The 16,685-nt window shown below is 63.0% G+C and carries 15 protein-coding genes; 5 read left to right on the top strand and 10 right to left on the bottom strand.

The genetic code is table 11. The annotated features are described in order from the left end of the window. The first annotated feature begins 170 nt into the window (after positions 1-170). The 4 genes from LPZ50_RS02545 (at position 171) to modA (ending at position 4,238) form a co-directional block, all read left to right on the top strand. On the top strand, positions 171-1,034 hold the full coding sequence (locus tag LPZ50_RS02545; protein WP_230657202.1) for a LysR substrate-binding domain-containing protein: 864 nt from the start codon (positions 171-173) through the stop codon (positions 1,032-1,034). Positions 1,035-1,154: 120 nt separating this feature from the next. After that, the gene (locus LPZ50_RS02550; protein ID WP_230657204.1) at positions 1,155-2,135 is read left to right on the top strand and encodes a Bug family tripartite tricarboxylate transporter substrate binding protein; all 981 of its coding nucleotides are present in this window, start codon (positions 1,155-1,157) and stop codon (positions 2,133-2,135) included. Between the two features lie 68 nt (positions 2,136-2,203). Next, the gene (locus tag LPZ50_RS02555) at positions 2,204-3,112 is read left to right on the top strand and encodes a D-hexose-6-phosphate mutarotase (RefSeq protein WP_230657205.1); all 909 of its coding nucleotides are present in this window, start codon (positions 2,204-2,206) and stop codon (positions 3,110-3,112) included. 370 nt (positions 3,113-3,482) lie between these two features. Then, entirely contained in the window at positions 3,483-4,238 is a 756-nt protein-coding gene (modA, locus tag LPZ50_RS02560) for a molybdate ABC transporter substrate-binding protein (protein WP_230657207.1), read from the top strand. A 93-nt stretch (positions 4,239-4,331) separates the two neighbouring features. Here modA and LPZ50_RS02565 read toward each other — a convergent pair whose 3' ends face one another. From LPZ50_RS02565 to LPZ50_RS02610, 10 genes are all read right to left on the bottom strand, one after another. After that, a complete protein-coding gene (locus tag LPZ50_RS02565) occupies positions 4,332-4,946 on the bottom strand; it encodes a TetR/AcrR family transcriptional regulator (RefSeq protein WP_230657209.1) in 615 nt (204 codons plus the stop codon). Positions 4,947-5,027: 81 nt separating this feature from the next. Continuing rightward, a complete protein-coding gene (lpdA, locus tag LPZ50_RS02570; protein ID WP_230657211.1) occupies positions 5,028-6,437 on the bottom strand; it encodes a dihydrolipoyl dehydrogenase in 1,410 nt (469 codons plus the stop codon). A gap of 73 nt (positions 6,438-6,510) precedes the next feature. Continuing rightward, a complete protein-coding gene (locus tag LPZ50_RS02575; protein ID WP_230657213.1) occupies positions 6,511-7,233 on the bottom strand; it encodes an ABC transporter ATP-binding protein in 723 nt (240 codons plus the stop codon). Further along, positions 7,226-9,037 (bottom strand): branched-chain amino acid ABC transporter ATP-binding protein/permease, encoded by a 1,812-nt coding sequence (locus LPZ50_RS02580; protein WP_329957630.1) that lies wholly within the window; start codon positions 9,035-9,037, stop codon positions 7,226-7,228. The genes LPZ50_RS02575 and LPZ50_RS02580 overlap by 8 nt, the downstream gene beginning before the upstream one ends. Positions 9,038-9,042: 5 nt before the next feature. Next, the gene (locus tag LPZ50_RS02585; protein WP_230657215.1) at positions 9,043-9,927 is read right to left on the bottom strand and encodes a branched-chain amino acid ABC transporter permease; all 885 of its coding nucleotides are present in this window, start codon (positions 9,925-9,927) and stop codon (positions 9,043-9,045) included. A 61-nt stretch (positions 9,928-9,988) separates the two neighbouring features. Continuing rightward, positions 9,989-11,200: an ABC transporter substrate-binding protein gene (locus tag LPZ50_RS02590; protein WP_230657217.1), complete on the bottom strand. Its 1,212-nt coding sequence runs from the start codon at positions 11,198-11,200 to the stop codon at positions 9,989-9,991. A gap of 68 nt (positions 11,201-11,268) precedes the next feature. Beyond that, on the bottom strand, positions 11,269-12,624 hold the full coding sequence (locus LPZ50_RS02595) for an MmgE/PrpD family protein (protein ID WP_230657218.1): 1,356 nt from the start codon (positions 12,622-12,624) through the stop codon (positions 11,269-11,271). A gap of 45 nt (positions 12,625-12,669) precedes the next feature. Beyond that, a complete protein-coding gene (locus tag LPZ50_RS02600; RefSeq protein WP_230657219.1) occupies positions 12,670-14,163 on the bottom strand; it encodes an AMP-binding protein in 1,494 nt (497 codons plus the stop codon). Positions 14,164-14,239: 76 nt separating this feature from the next. After that, positions 14,240-15,415 carry an acyl-CoA dehydrogenase family protein gene (locus LPZ50_RS02605; RefSeq protein ID WP_230657220.1) on the bottom strand — a complete coding sequence of 392 codons (1,176 nt, stop codon included), beginning with the start codon at positions 15,413-15,415 and terminating at the stop codon, positions 14,240-14,242. 5 nt (positions 15,416-15,420) lie between these two features. Then, positions 15,421-16,491: a 2-oxo acid dehydrogenase subunit E2 gene (locus tag LPZ50_RS02610; protein WP_329957629.1), complete on the bottom strand. Its 1,071-nt coding sequence runs from the start codon at positions 16,489-16,491 to the stop codon at positions 15,421-15,423. Here LPZ50_RS02610 and LPZ50_RS02615 point away from each other — a divergent pair. Continuing rightward, positions 16,412-16,685: fumarylacetoacetate hydrolase family protein (locus LPZ50_RS02615; RefSeq protein ID WP_230657222.1), on the top strand; the 274-nt coding region annotated here is incomplete at its 3' end. The two genes, LPZ50_RS02610 and LPZ50_RS02615, sit on opposite strands and share 80 nt — an antisense overlap.

Below are 16,685 nucleotides of genomic sequence, written 5' to 3' on the forward strand. Positions count from 1 at the left end.
GGTGCATCTGGCCCCGGCATGCCGGCCCGCGACATACGGGCCGTGCCAGTCTAAGCCAGGGCACGGGCCCGCACGTATGCCATGTTGTCCTGGGCTATAACCGAACGTTATTCTCGAGAGACAGATATATATGACTAGGGAGCACAAGGGTGAAATTCAAGTTGAGACAGATGGAAGTTTTCCGGGCGGTCATGATTGCCGGCTCGGTCAGCGGCGCGGCGCGCATGTTGTTCGTGTCGCAACCCGCGGTCAGCAAATTGCTGTCCCATACCGAGACCACGCTGGGGCTGAAGCTGTTTCATCGCACGGGCGGCAAGCTGGTGCCCACCGCCGAGGCTGTACGCCTGTTCGAGGAAGTGAACCAGGTCTATGACGCGGCAGAGCGCGTGGACCAGTTCGTCGACAACCTGACCCGCAGCCCTTCGGGAACCATCAATCTGTGCAGCAGCCCCAGCCTGGGCCTGAGCCTGCTGCCCCGCCTGATCCGCGATTTCCTGGAAAGGTACCCGGACACCAAGATCCACTTCCACACCACTCTGATCCAGGACATTCCCCAGGAACTGCTGAGCGGCAAGTCCGACCTGGCGATTACCGTATTGCCGGTAGAGAACCCCAACCTGCAAATAGAGCCGCTGATCCGCGGCCGCATGGTGTGCGCCATTCCGCGGCGCCATCCCCTGGCGCGCCAGAACCGCGTGTCACTGCGCGACCTGGTCGATGAACGCCTGATTCTTTATTCGCGCACCATTCCGTTCGGGCGCCTGATGCTGTCGGCCTTCGAGCGCCATGGCTGCGACGTGGCGCCGATCGTGGATGTACCGCGCGCGGAATTGGCCTGCTCGCTGGTGCGGCAGGACGTGGGCATCGCCATTGTCGACCAGTTCTCGGTGGCCGACGACCTGTGGCAGGGCATCGTCGTGCGGCCATTGGTGGAAGAAATTCCCATTGCGGTCAGCCTGGTGCGTTCGCGATTCGGCCTGCTGTCGCCGGAAGCCGAGCTCTTCCTGTCCGCCCTGCGCCGGGCCTTCGCCTGAACACCCACCCCCTCGGCCTGTATTACCAATGGTTATGCCGAAGCTCAAACCGGCATACGACAAGCCTGGCTGGCGCTACTAGCATGGCCATACACATACCAATATATAAGGAGACAAACCATGGACACGACACGACGGCGCCTGCTGCAGGGCATGGCCGCCAGCGCGGCCATGCTGGCTTGGGCTGGGCCCGGCCGCGCGGCAAATGGCGGTTTTCCCAACAAGCCCATCCGCCTGTACGTACCTTTCGGCCCGGGCAGCGGATCCGATGTTTATGCCCGCTATTTCGGCGAGCAGCTTACCGCCCGCCTGGGCCAGGCGGTGGTGGTGGAAAACAAGCCGGGCGCGGGCGGCGCCATCGCGGTGCGGGCCACGACGGGCTCGCCGGCCGACGGCTACACCATCCTGCTGGGCAGCAATTCGCCCATGGCGGTGAACCTGTCCACCTATCAATCGCTGCCCTACGACCCGGTGCAGGATGTACAGCCCATTTGCGGCCTGACGCGGTCCATGGCCGTGCTGATCGTGCCGGCGGATTCTCCCCTGCAGACGCTGGACGACCTGGTCAGGCGCGGTCGGCAATCGCCCCCGCTGAACATGGGAACGTATTCGGCGGGCTACCAGCTGGCGGCCGCGCCGTTCTTGAAACAGGCCAGCTTCAATTGGCAGAACGTGAACTACAAGGGCTTGTCGCAAACCACCAGCGACGTGATCGGCGGCCAGATCGACATTGCGGTGGTGGATACACCCACGACGGTGCGCATCATCCAGTCGGGCAAGATCCGCGCCCTGGCGGTGACGGGGACTGAACGGCATCCGGAATTGCCGGACGTGCCCACCCTGCGCGAAAAAGGATACGAGAGCGCCGTGCATTACAGCTGGACCTCGCTGTGGGTGAAAGCCGGCACGCCGGACCACGTGGTTGAAAGACTGTCGGGCAATATGCTGGACATTCTGAACGCGCCGCAATCCCGGCAATACGTGGAAAGCCAGGCGGGAGAAATCATGCCGCTCGGCCCCCGCCAGATGCGCGATTTCCAGAAATCGGAGATCGCCCGCTTCAGCGCGGCGGTGAAATCGCTGAACTTCAAGCGCGTATAGGGCCGCCCCAACCTGCCCGCTGCAGATTCCGGCCCCGGGGCGGCAGTTTTGTCATAATGGCAAGCATCATGACGACTGGCACCCTCATCGAACCGGCGCGCATCGGCCAGTTGCCGGGCTGGCGCGTACGCACCCCGCACGGCAGCGCCCTGGTGGCGCAGCAAGGCGCGCAATTGCTCAGCTATACACCGGCAGGCGGGCGGCCGCTGGTCTGGCTATCGGAACAGGCCCACCTGCGGCCCGGGGCCCCGGTGCGCGGCGGCGTGCCCGTATGCTGGCCGTGGTTCGCCGTGTACGGGCGCAACCCCCAGGCGGTGCGCGACAGCGTGACGGCGCCGGCCGACGCCCCTTCGCATGGCTGGGTCCGCCAGGCCGACTGGCAACTGGCCGCACAGCGCAGCGCAGGCGACACGGCGGAACTGGAGTTCAACTTTGCCGCCGGCCCCGGCTTTGCCCCGGGCTGGAGCCACCAGGCCCTGCTGACATTGCAAATGCGCTTCGGCCGCGACCTGGTCCTGGCGCTGTCCGTACGCAATCTGGGCGAACGGCCGTTCACCACGGCCCTGGCCCTGCATACTTATCTGGCGGTGTCGGACAGCCAGCGCGTGGAGATCCTGGGGCTGGAAGGACGCGACTACCTGGATATGGCGCAGCAATGGTCGCGCCATGGCCAGCGCGGCCCGATTACATTCCAGGGGGAAACCGACCGCCTGTATCTGGATACCTCGGCACCGGTAACCTTGCACGACCACGGCTGGCGGCGCGAAGTGCGCTTGCGCGCGACGGGCTCGCGCTCGACAGTGGTATGGAATCCCGGTACGGTCAAGGCGCAGCGCCTGGACGATATGGCGGACGAGGCCTGGCGGCACATGGCCTGCGTGGAAACGGCGCGCGTGCTGGACGATGCCATGACGGTCGCCCCGGGCGCCACGGAAACGATGGCGCTGTCGATCAGCCTGCGATCGACAGCGTCCTGATACAGCGGGAAATGTCAGCCCAAGCCCTGCAAGCTCCCGCTTGTTGTCAGGGCATACAGGCGAAACGCATCAATGCTTGGCCGGAAAATCACTGGGCCATTTCATGGGAATGGATTGCTCGTGCAGCTCATTCATGGTTTTCTCCTGGTAGCGGGCCGAATACCGGCCACCCCAGTATGTAACCTTGCGTTGCTGATTTTGATTTGACGTATCAAGGGCCAAGAACCCCCTTATTCCGGTATTTTCCCTATGGCCGGACCTGACGTTTACAAATATGGTGTTACCGCCTTGTGGGCGCAGCGAGACGGATATGCTCAAATCTGACGCCTGTTAGGGATGGAAATGGCGCGCTCCGGCGCCTTGAACCGACATGAACCAATGCACCAGGCTTCTGGGCCTGCTCCTGCTTATCTGTAGCCTGCCTCTGGCCGCCCAGGCCGGGCAGGTACGCGTCGCGGTGGCCAGCGGGGTGATCGAGCCCATGCAGGCCATCGCCCAGAGCTTCCAGCAAAAAACCGGCAATGTCGTGGTGCTTTCCGCGGCGCCCACCAGCCAGCTGTATGCGCAAATCGAGCAAGGCGCCCGGTACGACGTGTTGGTGGCGGGCAACGATGTGCTGCCGGCGCGCCTGGAGGCTACCCGCAAGGCCGTACCGGGAACGCGTTACACGTATGCCACCCAGGTACTGGCACTGTGGTCGCCCCACACCGGCTATGTGGATGGGCAGGGCGATATCCTGAAAGAAAACCGTTTCCGCCGCTTGTCGGTTGCCAGCCCGGACCTGGTGCCCTACGGCCGTCCAGCCATGCAGGTGCTGGACCGCCTGGGACTGCGCGACGCGGTCACCGGCAAGCTGACCGAGCGCCGCTCGGTATCCGACACATTCCAATTCCTGACCAACGGCCAGAGCGACCTGGGCTTCGTCACGCTTTCACACGTGTACAAGAACAGCCGCATCGAGCGCGGTTCGGCCTGGATCGTGCCCACCACGCTATACGACCCGATCCGCCAGGATGCAGTACTACTGGACACCGGCAAGGAAAACCTGGCCGCGCGCTCGTTCCTGTTCTTCCTGAAAGGGCCCAAGGTGGGGCAGATCATGCGGGCTTACGGGTTTCATCGCTAGAACCGAGGGATAACCCTTGCCAGTGAGCCGCCAGGAGCCGCTCCCGATGTGTCAGGTGCTTACGGCAATTACGCACACCTTGCCTGCTGCTGACTAATCGGCTTTCATTTTGCTGAGGTCCGGCGCGAACCCTGCGGCTGCCTGCTTGGCGATCGACCGGCACAGCAACTCCGACATGCCCTTTGCCAATTGCTTGTTCGACCAGGCTCCAGTGTCGGAGAACCACTTAGGTACCCAGTTGACCGCCCCGAAAATGGAGAATATGGCCAATTTAGGGTCGCAAGGAATGATGCTGCCATCCTGGATACCTTCCCGCACAAAGCCGCGCAGCTTCGCTTCGAAACGATCACGCTGCTCGACGATCTTGGCACGGTCTTCGGGTTCTAGTGCGTGCTCTTCCGTGATGATCACGCAGCGGCTCATTTCGCTGAGCGTCACCTGCAGATATTCCTGGATGGCCATGTGCAGCTTCTCGAGCCCCGTTCCGCCTGCCTGCTCTGCTTGTTCGATGGCTTCGAAGCCAACGCGCAGGGCCTCGGCAAATGCCTCGTATAGCAGAGCGTGCTTGTTGGGAAAATAGTGATACAAGGCGGCCTTCGTCACACCCAGGCTGGTCGCGATATCACCCAGCGACGTAGCGTGAAAGCCTTTCTGGTTAAACGCCGCAATCGCTTCGCGCAAGAGGGCTTCGCGCTTGAGTTGATGCATTGCCTTGCGGGTGGGTACCGCGTTATTCCATGTTGCCACTGATCGAGCCCTCCCGGTGAATGACGTGGACCGGTCGCATATTTAACGTTTTTTCCGAGGCAAGTACAACTCGGTCAGCGTGCCTTCATAAGCCTCTGCCGCGAACGCCAGTGTCTCGGATAATGTGGGGTGCGGATGTATCGTCAACGCGATATCGCCAGGTTCAGCTCCCATTTCAATAGCCAATGTGGCCTCGGCAATCAGGTCCCCCGCCTGCGGCCCCACCATGCCCACGCCCAGCAAGGCTTGCGTGTCGGGATCGACCAGCACCTTGGTCAGCCCGTCGCCCCGGCCGATGCTCAGGGCGCGGCCGCTGGCCGCCCAGGGAAAGCTGGCCTTCTCGAAAGCGATGCCGTCGCGCCGGGCCGCTGTTTCGGTCAGCCCCACCCAGGCAATCTCCGGATCGGTATACGCTACCGCGGGAATCACTTTAGCGTCGTTGAGGGTACTGCCGCCCGCCGCGGCTTCAGCCGCCACCTTGCCTTCGTAGGCCGCCTTGTGGGCCAGCATGGGTTCGCCGACCACATCGCCGATGGCGAAGATATGGGAGACATTGGTGCGCTGCTGCCTGTCGACGGGAATAACACCCTCCTTGTCGACCCGCACACCCGCAAGGTTGGCATCGATGGCGCCGCCATTGGGCCGACGTCCCACTGCCACCAGTACATAATCGTAGGTCTGGGGCCCGGGTGCCTCAGGCCCATCGAACACCACCCGTACTCCCTGATCGCTGGCCTTCGCCGAAACCACCCGCGTACCGAGCAGAATCGCTTCATAACGGCTGGCGACTTGTTGCTGTAGAGGCTTGACCAGGTCCCGGTCGCAGCCGGGCAGCAGCCCATCCGTTGCTTCAACCACTGTCACCCGGCTGCCCAACGCCGCATACACTGTCGCCAACTCCATGCCGATGACGCCCCCGCCGACCACCAACAAGCGAGAGGGAATCTCAGGCAGTGCCAGTGCACCGGTCGAATCCAGGATGCGCTGATGGTCGGGCAAGAATGGCAAGCGGATGGGATGCGAACCCACGGCAATGATGGCCTGCTTGAAAACCACGATCTGGCCATCGTTCATCACCAGGGCATGCGGACCGCTGAACTTGCCGATTCCCGTCAACATGCGCACCTTGCGTTGCCGTGCCAGGCTCGCCAGCCCGCCGCACAGTCTGGCAACCAGCCCGTCCTTCCAGGCGCGCAGCTTCTCGGGCCGTATCCTGGGCGCATCGAATTCAATTCCCAGTTCCTGCAAATGCCGCGCGTCGTCTAATCCTTTTGCCGCATGCAGCAGGGCCTTGGACGGGATGCAACCCACATTGAGGCAGACGCCCCCAAGGGTCGCGCGCTGGTCCACCAGTACTACCGACATGCCCAGGTCCGCCGCCCGGAATGCTGCGGTATAGCCACCCGGCCCGCCTCCCAGCACGAGCAGGTCGGTCTCAATCGTGGAAGACATAAACTGCAGTTCCTTTTCTATGTGTGCCCCGCGCCGCGGCGGTGGCCGTTGACGGCATGCGTTGCCCGCGCCTCTATCGCACCCGGCTTTTTCCCAGGTAGGCGCTGGACAGGTCTCCGGCGCCATGCATCAACACATCGCGCGTGCCTTCCATCGCCACCTGGCCGTGTTTGAGCACATAGCCGAAATCGGCCACGCGCAGCGCCAGGCTGGCCATTTGTTCGCTCAGCAGCACCACCCGGCCGCCCTGCGCGCAGTAGTGCCTGATGAAATCGAAAATCTGCGACACCACGATCGGTGCCAGCCCCAGCGAAGGTTCGTCGAGCAGCACAAAGCGAGGCTGGTGCAGGGTAGCCATCGACAGGATCAGCATCTGCTGCTGGCCGCCGCTCAACGTGCCGGCCTTGGCTGTGCGCCGCTGCGCCAGGATGGGAAAATTGCCATACACGCTGTCCAGCGCCAGCTTGAACTTCCCTTGCGGCTTGCGGAAGTGCCACGCGGTAATCAGGTTCTCTTCCACGGTGTGCTGATGGAAAATGCGCCGCCCCTCCATAGCGTGCGCCAGCCCGCGCCGCGCGCGCTCATGGGGTGCCAGGCGGGTGATGTCTTCGCCGTCCAGCAGGATCTGTCCCGCCCTGGCCGGCGTCACTCCCGAGATCGCGCGCATCAACGAAGACTTGCCGCCGCCGTTGGCACCGATCAGCGCTGTAATTCCATCGGGCCGCGCGACCAGGTTAATACCCCGCACGGCCTCGATGGCGCCATAACTGACCTGCAAGTTGCGCACTTCAAGCATGAGCGGACTCCTCTACGCCAAGATAGGCTTGGATCACAGCGGGGTCGGATCGCATGCCGTCCATGTCGCCTGAATAGATCTCTTCACCGGCTTCGAAGACCACCACCTCGTCGACCAGTTCCGCCAGGAAGTCCATGTGGTGATCGATAATCAGCACCGCGACGCCATGATCGCGTGCCAGTCGCACCAGCCCGATCAGATGTCCAGACTCGTGTTCGGAGAGGCCCGCTGCGGGCTCGTCCAGCAACAGCAGGTCGGGGTCGCTGGCCAGGGCGCGCGCCACTTCGGCCAGGCGTTGAATGCCATAGGGCAGTTCGCTCATGATGGCGTCGGCTTGGCTGGTCAATCCGGCAGCCTGCATCAGGGCGTCGACCTGCCGCAGCAATGCGCCCTCTTCCCGCCTGGCTTGGCCCGTGTTCAAGGCCGCTGCCAGCGCGCCATGGCGATAACGCCGGTGCGCGCCCATCAGGATGTTCTCGCGCACGGTGAAGCTGGGCACATTGCGCGGATCCTGGAAGGTCCGTGTGATCCCGGCCCGCGCAATCTTGTGAGCCGGCCATCCGGCGATATCCCGCCCCTGGTATACGATACGGCCCTCGGTCGGGGTATAGATGCCGCTGATCACATTGACGAGAGTGCTCTTGCCGGACCCGTTCGGTCCCACCAGGGCGGTAATGCGGCCGGGGTACAAGTCCAGGGACACGCCCGCCAGCGCGCGCAAGCCAGAAAACTCCATGACCACCCGGTCGATATGGACAAGCGGTGCGTTCTGCACCGGCCCGCCCATGGGCCGGGAACTCAGCGGGGCAACGGGTTCATCCGTCCTGCCCAGACGCAGCTGGTCCAACTTGCTGTAGCGGGTCTGTGCGCCCAGCAGGCCGGCCAATCCCTTGGGCAACAACGTAAAGATGAACACGAGGATCAGGCCGTAGACGATGTACTGGTAGTCATTGAATGCCTGCAGCTTCTGCGGCAGGTAGGTGAACAGCACGGCGCCATACACCTGTCCCGCCAGCGAACCCAATCCGCCCACGATAGACATCACCAGGATCTCGATCGATCGCATCAGTCCGAAACTCTCGGGCGTCAGGTAGCCGATCATGTGGGCATAGCACGCGCCAGCCAGCCCCGCCAGGCCGCCGCTGATGGCATAGGCACTGCGTTTGGCGGCCGCCTGCGAGATGCCCAGCGAACCCGCGGCGATCTCGCTGACATGCACCGCGTACAGCGCCCGTCCGAAATGGCTCTTGACGAAGTTGCGCAGCATCAGCATGACCACCAGCAACAAGCCCAGCAAGATACGGAAGTATCCAACCGTACCGATACTCCAGCCGAAGACCTGCAAAGTGCCGATCTGCGAGGAAGGAATGCCCCGCATCCCCATGACCCCGCCCGTGATGCCGCGCAATTCGCGCGCCAGTTCGTACACGATCAGGCCGAAGCCGAGCGACATCATGGCCAAGTAGAACTCGCGCACCCTTCCGGCAGGGCCGGCCAGCAGATAGCCCACTGCAGAGGCCACCATGCAAGCCGCGGCGACTGCCAGGGGAAAAGGGATGCCCCAGGACTTCAGCGCAATGGCGCTGGTATAGGCGCCAATGGCGAAAAAACCCGCGTGTCCCAGGGAAATCTGGCCGTTGATGCCAGTCAGCAGGTTGATCCCCTGGGCCAGCAGAATATTGATGATGACGAAGCTCCACATCTGCACCGTGCCCACGTTGACGTAGTCGGCGCCCAGCGCAAGCGCAAGCGCCAGCAATCCCAGGGCCCAGCCGTTCGTCAGAATTCTTCCTAGCTGTCTCATCGCGTTCATACCTTCACCGTTTCACGCTTGCCGAACAAGCCTTGCGGCCGGATGGTCAGTACCCCTATCAACAAGACGAACGCCACCACCTCCGCGGCCGCGGGTGACACGTATCCGCCCACCAGCTTTTCCATGATGCCCAGTATCAAGCCCCCAATCAGCGAGCCGAACGCGCTGCCCATGCCGCCGACCACAGCCGCGACAAATGCAAGAATCAGCAGATGCAGGCCGAAATTGGGATCCACGGTGCCAGACACCTGCGATACCAGGATTCCCGCAATGCCCGCCAGCACGCCGCTGACCAGAAAGGAGAAGACCACGACGCGATAGACGGGGATGCCCATCAGGGCCGCCAGATCGCGGTCATGCGCCACGGCGCGTACCCCATAACCCCAGATCGAATGCCGCAGAAACAACTCCATCAGGCAGACGATCAGGACACTGATGACGAACACGGCGATGTACTGCAATGAAATATAGGCGCCCATGAACTCGACCGTATCCGCGCTGCTGAACAGTACGTCCGGGAAGGCCACCGCCTGGGTGCCGAACAGCCAGCTGGCGATACCCTGCAGGAAAATACCGATGCCCAGCGTCGATACCACCCAGCCCATGCTGCCCGAGAAGCGGCGCAACGGACGCACACCCACCCACTCCACCACCCACAAGATGAAGGCGGTGACCAGCAGCGACGTGCCGATCGCCAGGAATACATTGACCCCCGATCCGACCATGACAGCCGTGATCATCGCTCCGGCCATCAGCACCGAACCCTGCCCGAAATTGAGCACGCGCGTCGTCCAGAAGGTCAGGTTCAAGCCCAGCCCGATCAGGGCATAGACCGCGCCAACGCTGAGTCCCGACACAACCATTTGGATAAAGAAGTCCATACCACCCTCGTGCGTGAACACTTGCGCGGCGTCCGGCGCGACGCGCCGGACGGGCCGCCCATTACTGCGCAATCGGCTGCAGCCGCACCTTGTCGCCCTGCTTGACGTACTCGAACACCTTCACACCATCAGTCTCGATGCCGTGGTGGCGTTCTTTCGAGAAGCTATAGACGGCATTGACACCCTGGTAATCCTGGATGGACTCGATAGCCGCGCTGACCGCTTTCGGGTCGGTTGAACCCGCCCGGCGTATGCCTTCGAACAGGATGTTGGCGGCGTCATAGCCATTCGATACCGAGATCGCCATGAACAACTGGGGGTTCTCGGGGTCGCTACCCCACCAGCGGTCGGTACCGTACTTCTCTTTGTAGGCCTGAGCGAACTCGGCCGCCTGCGGACGCATGGGTTGCCCAAACGCCCCGATCATCGTACCCAGCGTGCCCACGGTCAGGTCACCGGCCCCTTCCTGGTATGGCTGCCCGAGCGCGCCATTGGAGGCAACCAGCGGGACGTTGACGTTAAGGCGCGCCATGGTCCGGCGTAGCACGGCCAGGTCTTTTCCCAGGCCGATGGCGGCGATCGCATCGACGTTGGCGCGCTTCATGCGAGCCACCTGGGCGGTCATGTCCTGGGCGCCCTGGTTGTACGAATCGGTGGCCACCGGCTTGGCGCCGCCATTTTTCTCGACCGATGCCGCCAGGTAATCGACGCCGGTCACCCCATAGGCGGTGCTTTCATGGACGATGCCGACACGCTTGAAATGCCTGGCCAGGTATTCGCCCATGGCGACCGCCTCTACATCGTTCTGGAGGGCGAAGGAGAAGACATTCGGGCGAGGGTCCTCGCCCGTCTTCTCAGCGGGGTACGTCACCACAGGGGTCTGGGCGATGGGATTCATGTAAGGCCGGCCGTCGGCCTGCACCATATCGATCACCGCCAATGTCGGACCGCTGCCAGCCGGCCCGATGATGCCGACGATCTGCTTGTTATCCAGGATGGCACGCATGTTCTGTACGGCACGATCCGGATTGAGCTGATCGTCGAGCAGCATGGCGATTTCGATTTTCTTGCCGTTGATGCCGCCCTTGGCGTTCCATTGCTCGACCGCCAACTCGACCGCGCGGCGGTTGCCTTCGCCAAACTCATTGTATGGGCCGGTCAAGGCCGAGGTCATGCCGATCTTGATCGTATCGGCCGCCTGGGCCGGGCCAGCCGCGAACAGCGTTGCCGCGACCGCCAGTCCCGCCGCTGTGAACTTCGGGTGTCCGAACATTATTGTCTTCTCCTGATTTGTGTTGATGTCTGACTTGAACTGCTGTCACCGGGACAGCCTCCGGCGCGTTAACGAGGCGCCTGGATCTCCTTGAAGGCGGCCAATACGTCGCCCAGCTGGGCCGACGGCAGCGCCTGCACGAATTTCTCCAGCCGCTCGTAGGCGACCGCCGCCACGTTGGTTTCCTCGCCAATACCGCGTATCAACAACGAGACGCGCTTGCGGTCATAGCTGTATTCCGTATGGTCGGTTTGCAGCGAGACCCCGACCGGCGAGGCGCCGCCCTCGATATCCGCCTCGATACGGCAGGCCAGCAGGCCCAGGGCTTCGTCGGCCACCGGTGTGATGCGTGGAATCAACCAATTGACGCCGGCATCGTCGAAGGCCGCCATGCGCGCGATGGTAGGCGTTCCGTACAACAACGTGGTTGCCACGCAGAACTGGATGCTCATCAAGGTGCCCGACAAGCTGGCAAAGGGCCCCTCCTTGTCCATGCCGGCATAGCCTACGACCGTCGGGTTCAGATAGACGCGCAACGCCTGGATGCTGGCATCCGCGCCCAGTTTCTCGCGCAGTTGCAGGGCGGCCCGCACCGGCGTCTGGTTCAGCGCGCAGACCGGATACGGCTTGAATGTCACCTTAAGTACCGACCAATCTTTGCCTAGGCCGCCCGCAATAGCGTCGACATCGCAGTCCTGCCGCACAAACGCGCGTACGAAACCGCTGCGCCCATCGAACGCCCCTGCGGCGGAAACCGAACCCTGGGCGGCCAATGCCGCCGCGCACAAGCCATTGCGGGCGGCCATGCCGACCTGATAGCGCCATTCGTCGGTACCATCGCCGAACGACTGCAGGATGCCGCCGGTGAACGAAGCCGCATTGGACAATGCCGCGGCGGTCTGACCGACCGACAACCCCCACAGCCGCGCCGTGGCGGCGGCGGCCGCTACCGTGCCATACAAAGGCGAGGCCCGCAGGCCCACCGCGGTGGTGCTTGAGGAATACGCGGATTCCAACGCACCACCCACCTCGTAGCCCGCGACCAGTGCCGGCAACAGGTCTTCCACCTTGCCTTCGCCGTTCTCGATCAACGCCGTCAGCAAGGGTAGCAAGATGGCGCCGAAGTGCGCCACGCCGCAGGTGTCCTCCTGCGCGCGGCCGTGAAACAAGGCCGCATTGGCCAGCGCCGCGCCCGCCACCGTCGTTCGCTTGCCACTGCCCAACAAGGTGACGCCGTCGGCGCGCGGGCCATCCATGGCCAGCACGGCGCGTTCAGCCACGGCGAAGAACGGCGTCGGATGGGACCCCAATGCAATGCCATAGCCGTTCAGCACGCATGCTCGCGCCTTCTCGACGACAGGCGCCGGCATCGTCTCAAGCGTCAGACTGCTTGCGAATCGTGCGAAGTGTTCAGCCAGGAACATAGATTCTCCTCGTTGCGGGCACAGCCCTCTGTGAATTACCCACCTTCAGGCGTTGTATTGGTCGCGCAAAACCCGCTTGAGCACTTTGCCGGATGGGTTGCGCGGCAGCTCGGCCACAATTTTCAATTCGCGCGGCACCTTGAAGCTGGCCAGGCGCTTGCGGCAATGCTGGTCGATATCTTCCAGGGTGAGCGCCTGACCGCCCTTCAGAACCACCACAGCCGTGATGCGTTCTCCCCATTTCTCGTCGTGGACGCCGATCACTGCCGCTTCGGCGATCTGCGGCAGCTCATACAGCACCGCTTCCACCTCGCTGGACGCGACGTTCTCGGCACCGGTCAGGATCATGTCCTTGGTACGGTCGGTGACGAATAAAAACCCCTCTTCGTCCAGATAGCCCACGTCGCCGCTGCGCAGCCAATCGCCGAAGAACGCCTCGGCGGTCTTATCTGGCGCGTTCCAATAGCCTTGGGTCACCTTGGGACCACGGATGCATATTTCGCCCCTCTGGTTGGCGCCTTGCCAGCGTCCCTCGCTATCGGCGATACGTATCTCGACATGAGGCAAGGCCCGGCCGGTAGAACCGATCTTCTCGATCTCGCGCCCTGCTTCCATCAAGGTGTCACCGCTGCAGGTTTCCGTCATGCCGAAGCCGTCGATGAAGCGGCCGTGCGTGAAGACGCGCGTGAAGTCGCGGATGCGCGATTCGGGCGTCTTTTCACCGCCGGCAATGCACCAGCCAAACGACCTCACATCGAAGCGCTCGGGGTTGGGCAACGCCAACACGCGGCTCAGCATCACCGGCGCCATCCAGCCGCAGGTGAGCCGGTGGCGCTCGATGGCGGCCAGCACGGCCTCCGGGTCGAACTCGCGCTGCACGCAAAACATGCCTCCTACCCACAGCACGGCAATACCCGGCAGGTCGAACGCGCCCACGTGATATAGCGGCCCGACCACCAGCAGCTTCTCTCGTTGGGTCAGGCCCAGTGCGATCACATGATCGATCGATTTCCAGTACAGGTTGCCATACGAGTGCATCACTCCCTTGGGCCGCGATGTCGTTCCGGAGGTGTACATCAACCGAACCAGATCGTTTTCCGCCACATCGGCCTGAGTAGGCACGGGCAGGTCCGGTGTTCCCAGGCAGCGCAGGTCTTTCTGGGCACGCGCATCCACCACCACTTTGGGAACGGGCAGGGCCGCCACCGAGGTGAATTCTTCGTCGACGAACAGCAGCTTGGCGCCGGAATCGGCCAATATGTAGCTGGCCTCCGGTGCGGCCAGGCGGTAGTTCACGGGAAGGAATACCGCCCCCAGATAGCTGGCCGCGAAGGCCAGTTCCAGGAAAGCCGGACTATTCTTCATGAACAGCGCCACCACATCGTTGCGCCCTACGCCATGCGCATGCAGCATGGCTGCCGTCTTCCGGATTCGTTCATGGAACTCGGCATAGCTGATCTCGACATCGCGGTACACGATGGCGGGCTGGTCGGGCGTTCGGCGTGCGTGATAAGCCACCGAGGCGCTCAGGTTGAACATGGTGTTGTCTCCGTGGTGTGGCGGATCGTACGCATGGGTCGCGGCAGTGCCGGTCCCACGTCTGGCTCCGGGCCGTTCAATATGACTTCGGCATGCCTAGGTCATGAACGGCGATGTAGTTCAAGATCATTTCTTCTGAAACCGGGGCGAATTTAAACAGACGCGCGTCGCGCCAAAGCCTTTCCACATGAAATTCACGCGCGTAGCCCATGCCGCCCATCGTCTGCATGCTACGTTCAATCGCATGGCTGGCGGCCTGCGAGCCGATCAGCTTGCCGATGTTGGCTTCCGTTCCGTACGGCTGGCCCAGGTCGCACAGCGCGGCCGCTTTCAGATTCATCAGCCGGGCGCATTCCAATTCCGCATGGGACTGCGCCAGCGGAAACTGCAAGCCCTGGTACGAACTGATTGGCTTGCCGCCGAACACCTTACGATCATTTCCGTACTGCACGGCCATGCGCTCGGCCAGCCGGCCCGCGCCGACCAGGCCGGCGGTGGTCACGATACGCTCGGTGTTCAGCACATCCAGCAGTTCGCGAAAGCCCTTGTCCAGCGTACCGACCAGCTCATGCGGCTCGATATGGACGTTATCGAAGAAAACCGAGCAGGCGCTCAGGGTCTGCGTGCCAACCTTGTCGATGGGCGCGTAAGTCAGGCCCTCGCGCTTCACATCGATGATGAACATCGAAATACCATCGGTCGCCCGGGCACCTTCGACCCGCTTCGTCGTACGGGCCACGACCAACATCTTGTGGGCCGCGTCCACCGCAGTAATCCAGACCTTGCGCCCACTCAAGCGCCAGCCGCCGCCCTCTTCCGCCTCGGCAAAGCTTTTCATGGCCAGCGTATTGGTGCCTGCATCGGGCTCGGTCAGCGCCATGCAAAAGTTGAATTCGCCGTTGACCAGCCCCGGCAGCAGGTCGCGCTTCATCTGCTCGCTACCGAATTTGGAGATCGGCACCCCACCGAAGATGGGGTTGATCATGAACAGCTGCCCCAGGGTCGAGCCGCCGCCGCCGGCCGACAGCTCTTCCACGATCAAGGCCAGCTCCAGCATTCCCAGGCCGGATCCGCCATAGGCTTCCGGCAACGCCGCTCCCGCCAGGCCGGCATCGCAGATTGCCTGCCAGCACTCTTTAGGGAAGGTCTTGGCGCGATCCTGCTCGTACCAATAGTCCACGCCGTAGGTTTCCCCGATGCGGCGCGCGGTCTCGACGATCAGCTTTTGTTCGTCTGAAAGCGAAAAATCCATGAACGCTATCCTTGTTTCTGGATACGGTTGCGCAACAGCCGGTAAGGATCTTGCAGCAGCTCGATGATGTAGTTAAGGAACTTCAATGCGCTGGCGCCGTCATGCAAGCGATGATCCGCTGCCAGCACCAAGCCCATTTCGCGCTTGAGCGCCGGTGCGCCCCGGTCGTCGGGGCGAAACACCTGGCGAATGCTGCCTACGCCCAGAATGGCCGATTGCGGCGGGTTGATGATGGGCGTCATGTAGGTAACGTTGAACATGCCGGCGTTGGATACGGAAATGGCGCCGCCGCTCATGTCTTCCCGGGTCGCCCTGCCACCGCGCACGCGCTCGAGCAAGGCGTCGGACTGGCCGGCGATGTCATCCAGGCTCGCCGCACCCAGGCCATGCAACACCGGCGCCATCAAGCCGCGCTCGGTCGACACAGCCACTCCGACGTCGATCGCATCGAACTGGACGATCTGGTCGTCGAGCCAGATCCGGTTCTGGTATGGCAGGGCGTGCAAGGCGCGCGCCACCGCGGCAATCACGAAATGGTTCAAGGTCAGCCGGGACGCGCCCGGCTGTTCATTGAGCCGACGCCGCAAGTCCTGCAGCTCGCTGACCTCGGCTTCGGCCGCCAGGTAAAAATGGGGTACTTGCTTGGCCTGCGTCATCCGCCTGGCCATGGACTGCACCAGCGTCGGTCCACCGTCCAGGTCCAGGGCGGGCAGCAGGGCATCGCCGGCCTTGCACGCGAAGGCCGGCTGCCGGTGCTCGGCACGCACCAGGTGCACCGGGATGTAGTCGTAGGCCAGGCCCTTGATCTCCAGCGCGATGCGCACCCGGTACGAGGCGGACGAACGAAAGTAGTTGAACAGCTTCATGGTGGGCCGAGCATAACGGCGCAGGCTGGTGGCACACTGCGGTACGCCGTCCCTGGAACGTGTCGATGCGAATCCGCACGCGCGCACAGGGGTACCCATACACCGAGATGAAAGCAAGAGAAAGGCAGACATGAGCTTCGTGATTCCTCCCGCCCCCGTCGCCAGCGTGCCCGTCGTGGGCAGCACCGACCGCTTCCCCGTGCACCGCATCTACTGCGTGGGCCGCAATTACGAAGAGCACGCCAAGGAAATGGGCTTCACCGGCCGTGAGCCGCCGTTCTTCTTCATGAAGCCCGCCGACGCCGTCCTGCCCGTCGCCGCCGGCGAAACCGGCCAGATGCCCTACCCCAGCCTCACCGCCAACCTGCACCACGAGATCGAACTCGTCGTGGCCATCGGCAAGG

Origin of the sequence: Bordetella petrii, from assembly GCF_020991325.1 — a bacterium.
GTDB lineage: Bacteria > Pseudomonadota > Gammaproteobacteria > Burkholderiales > Burkholderiaceae_B > Bordetella_A > Bordetella_A petrii_E.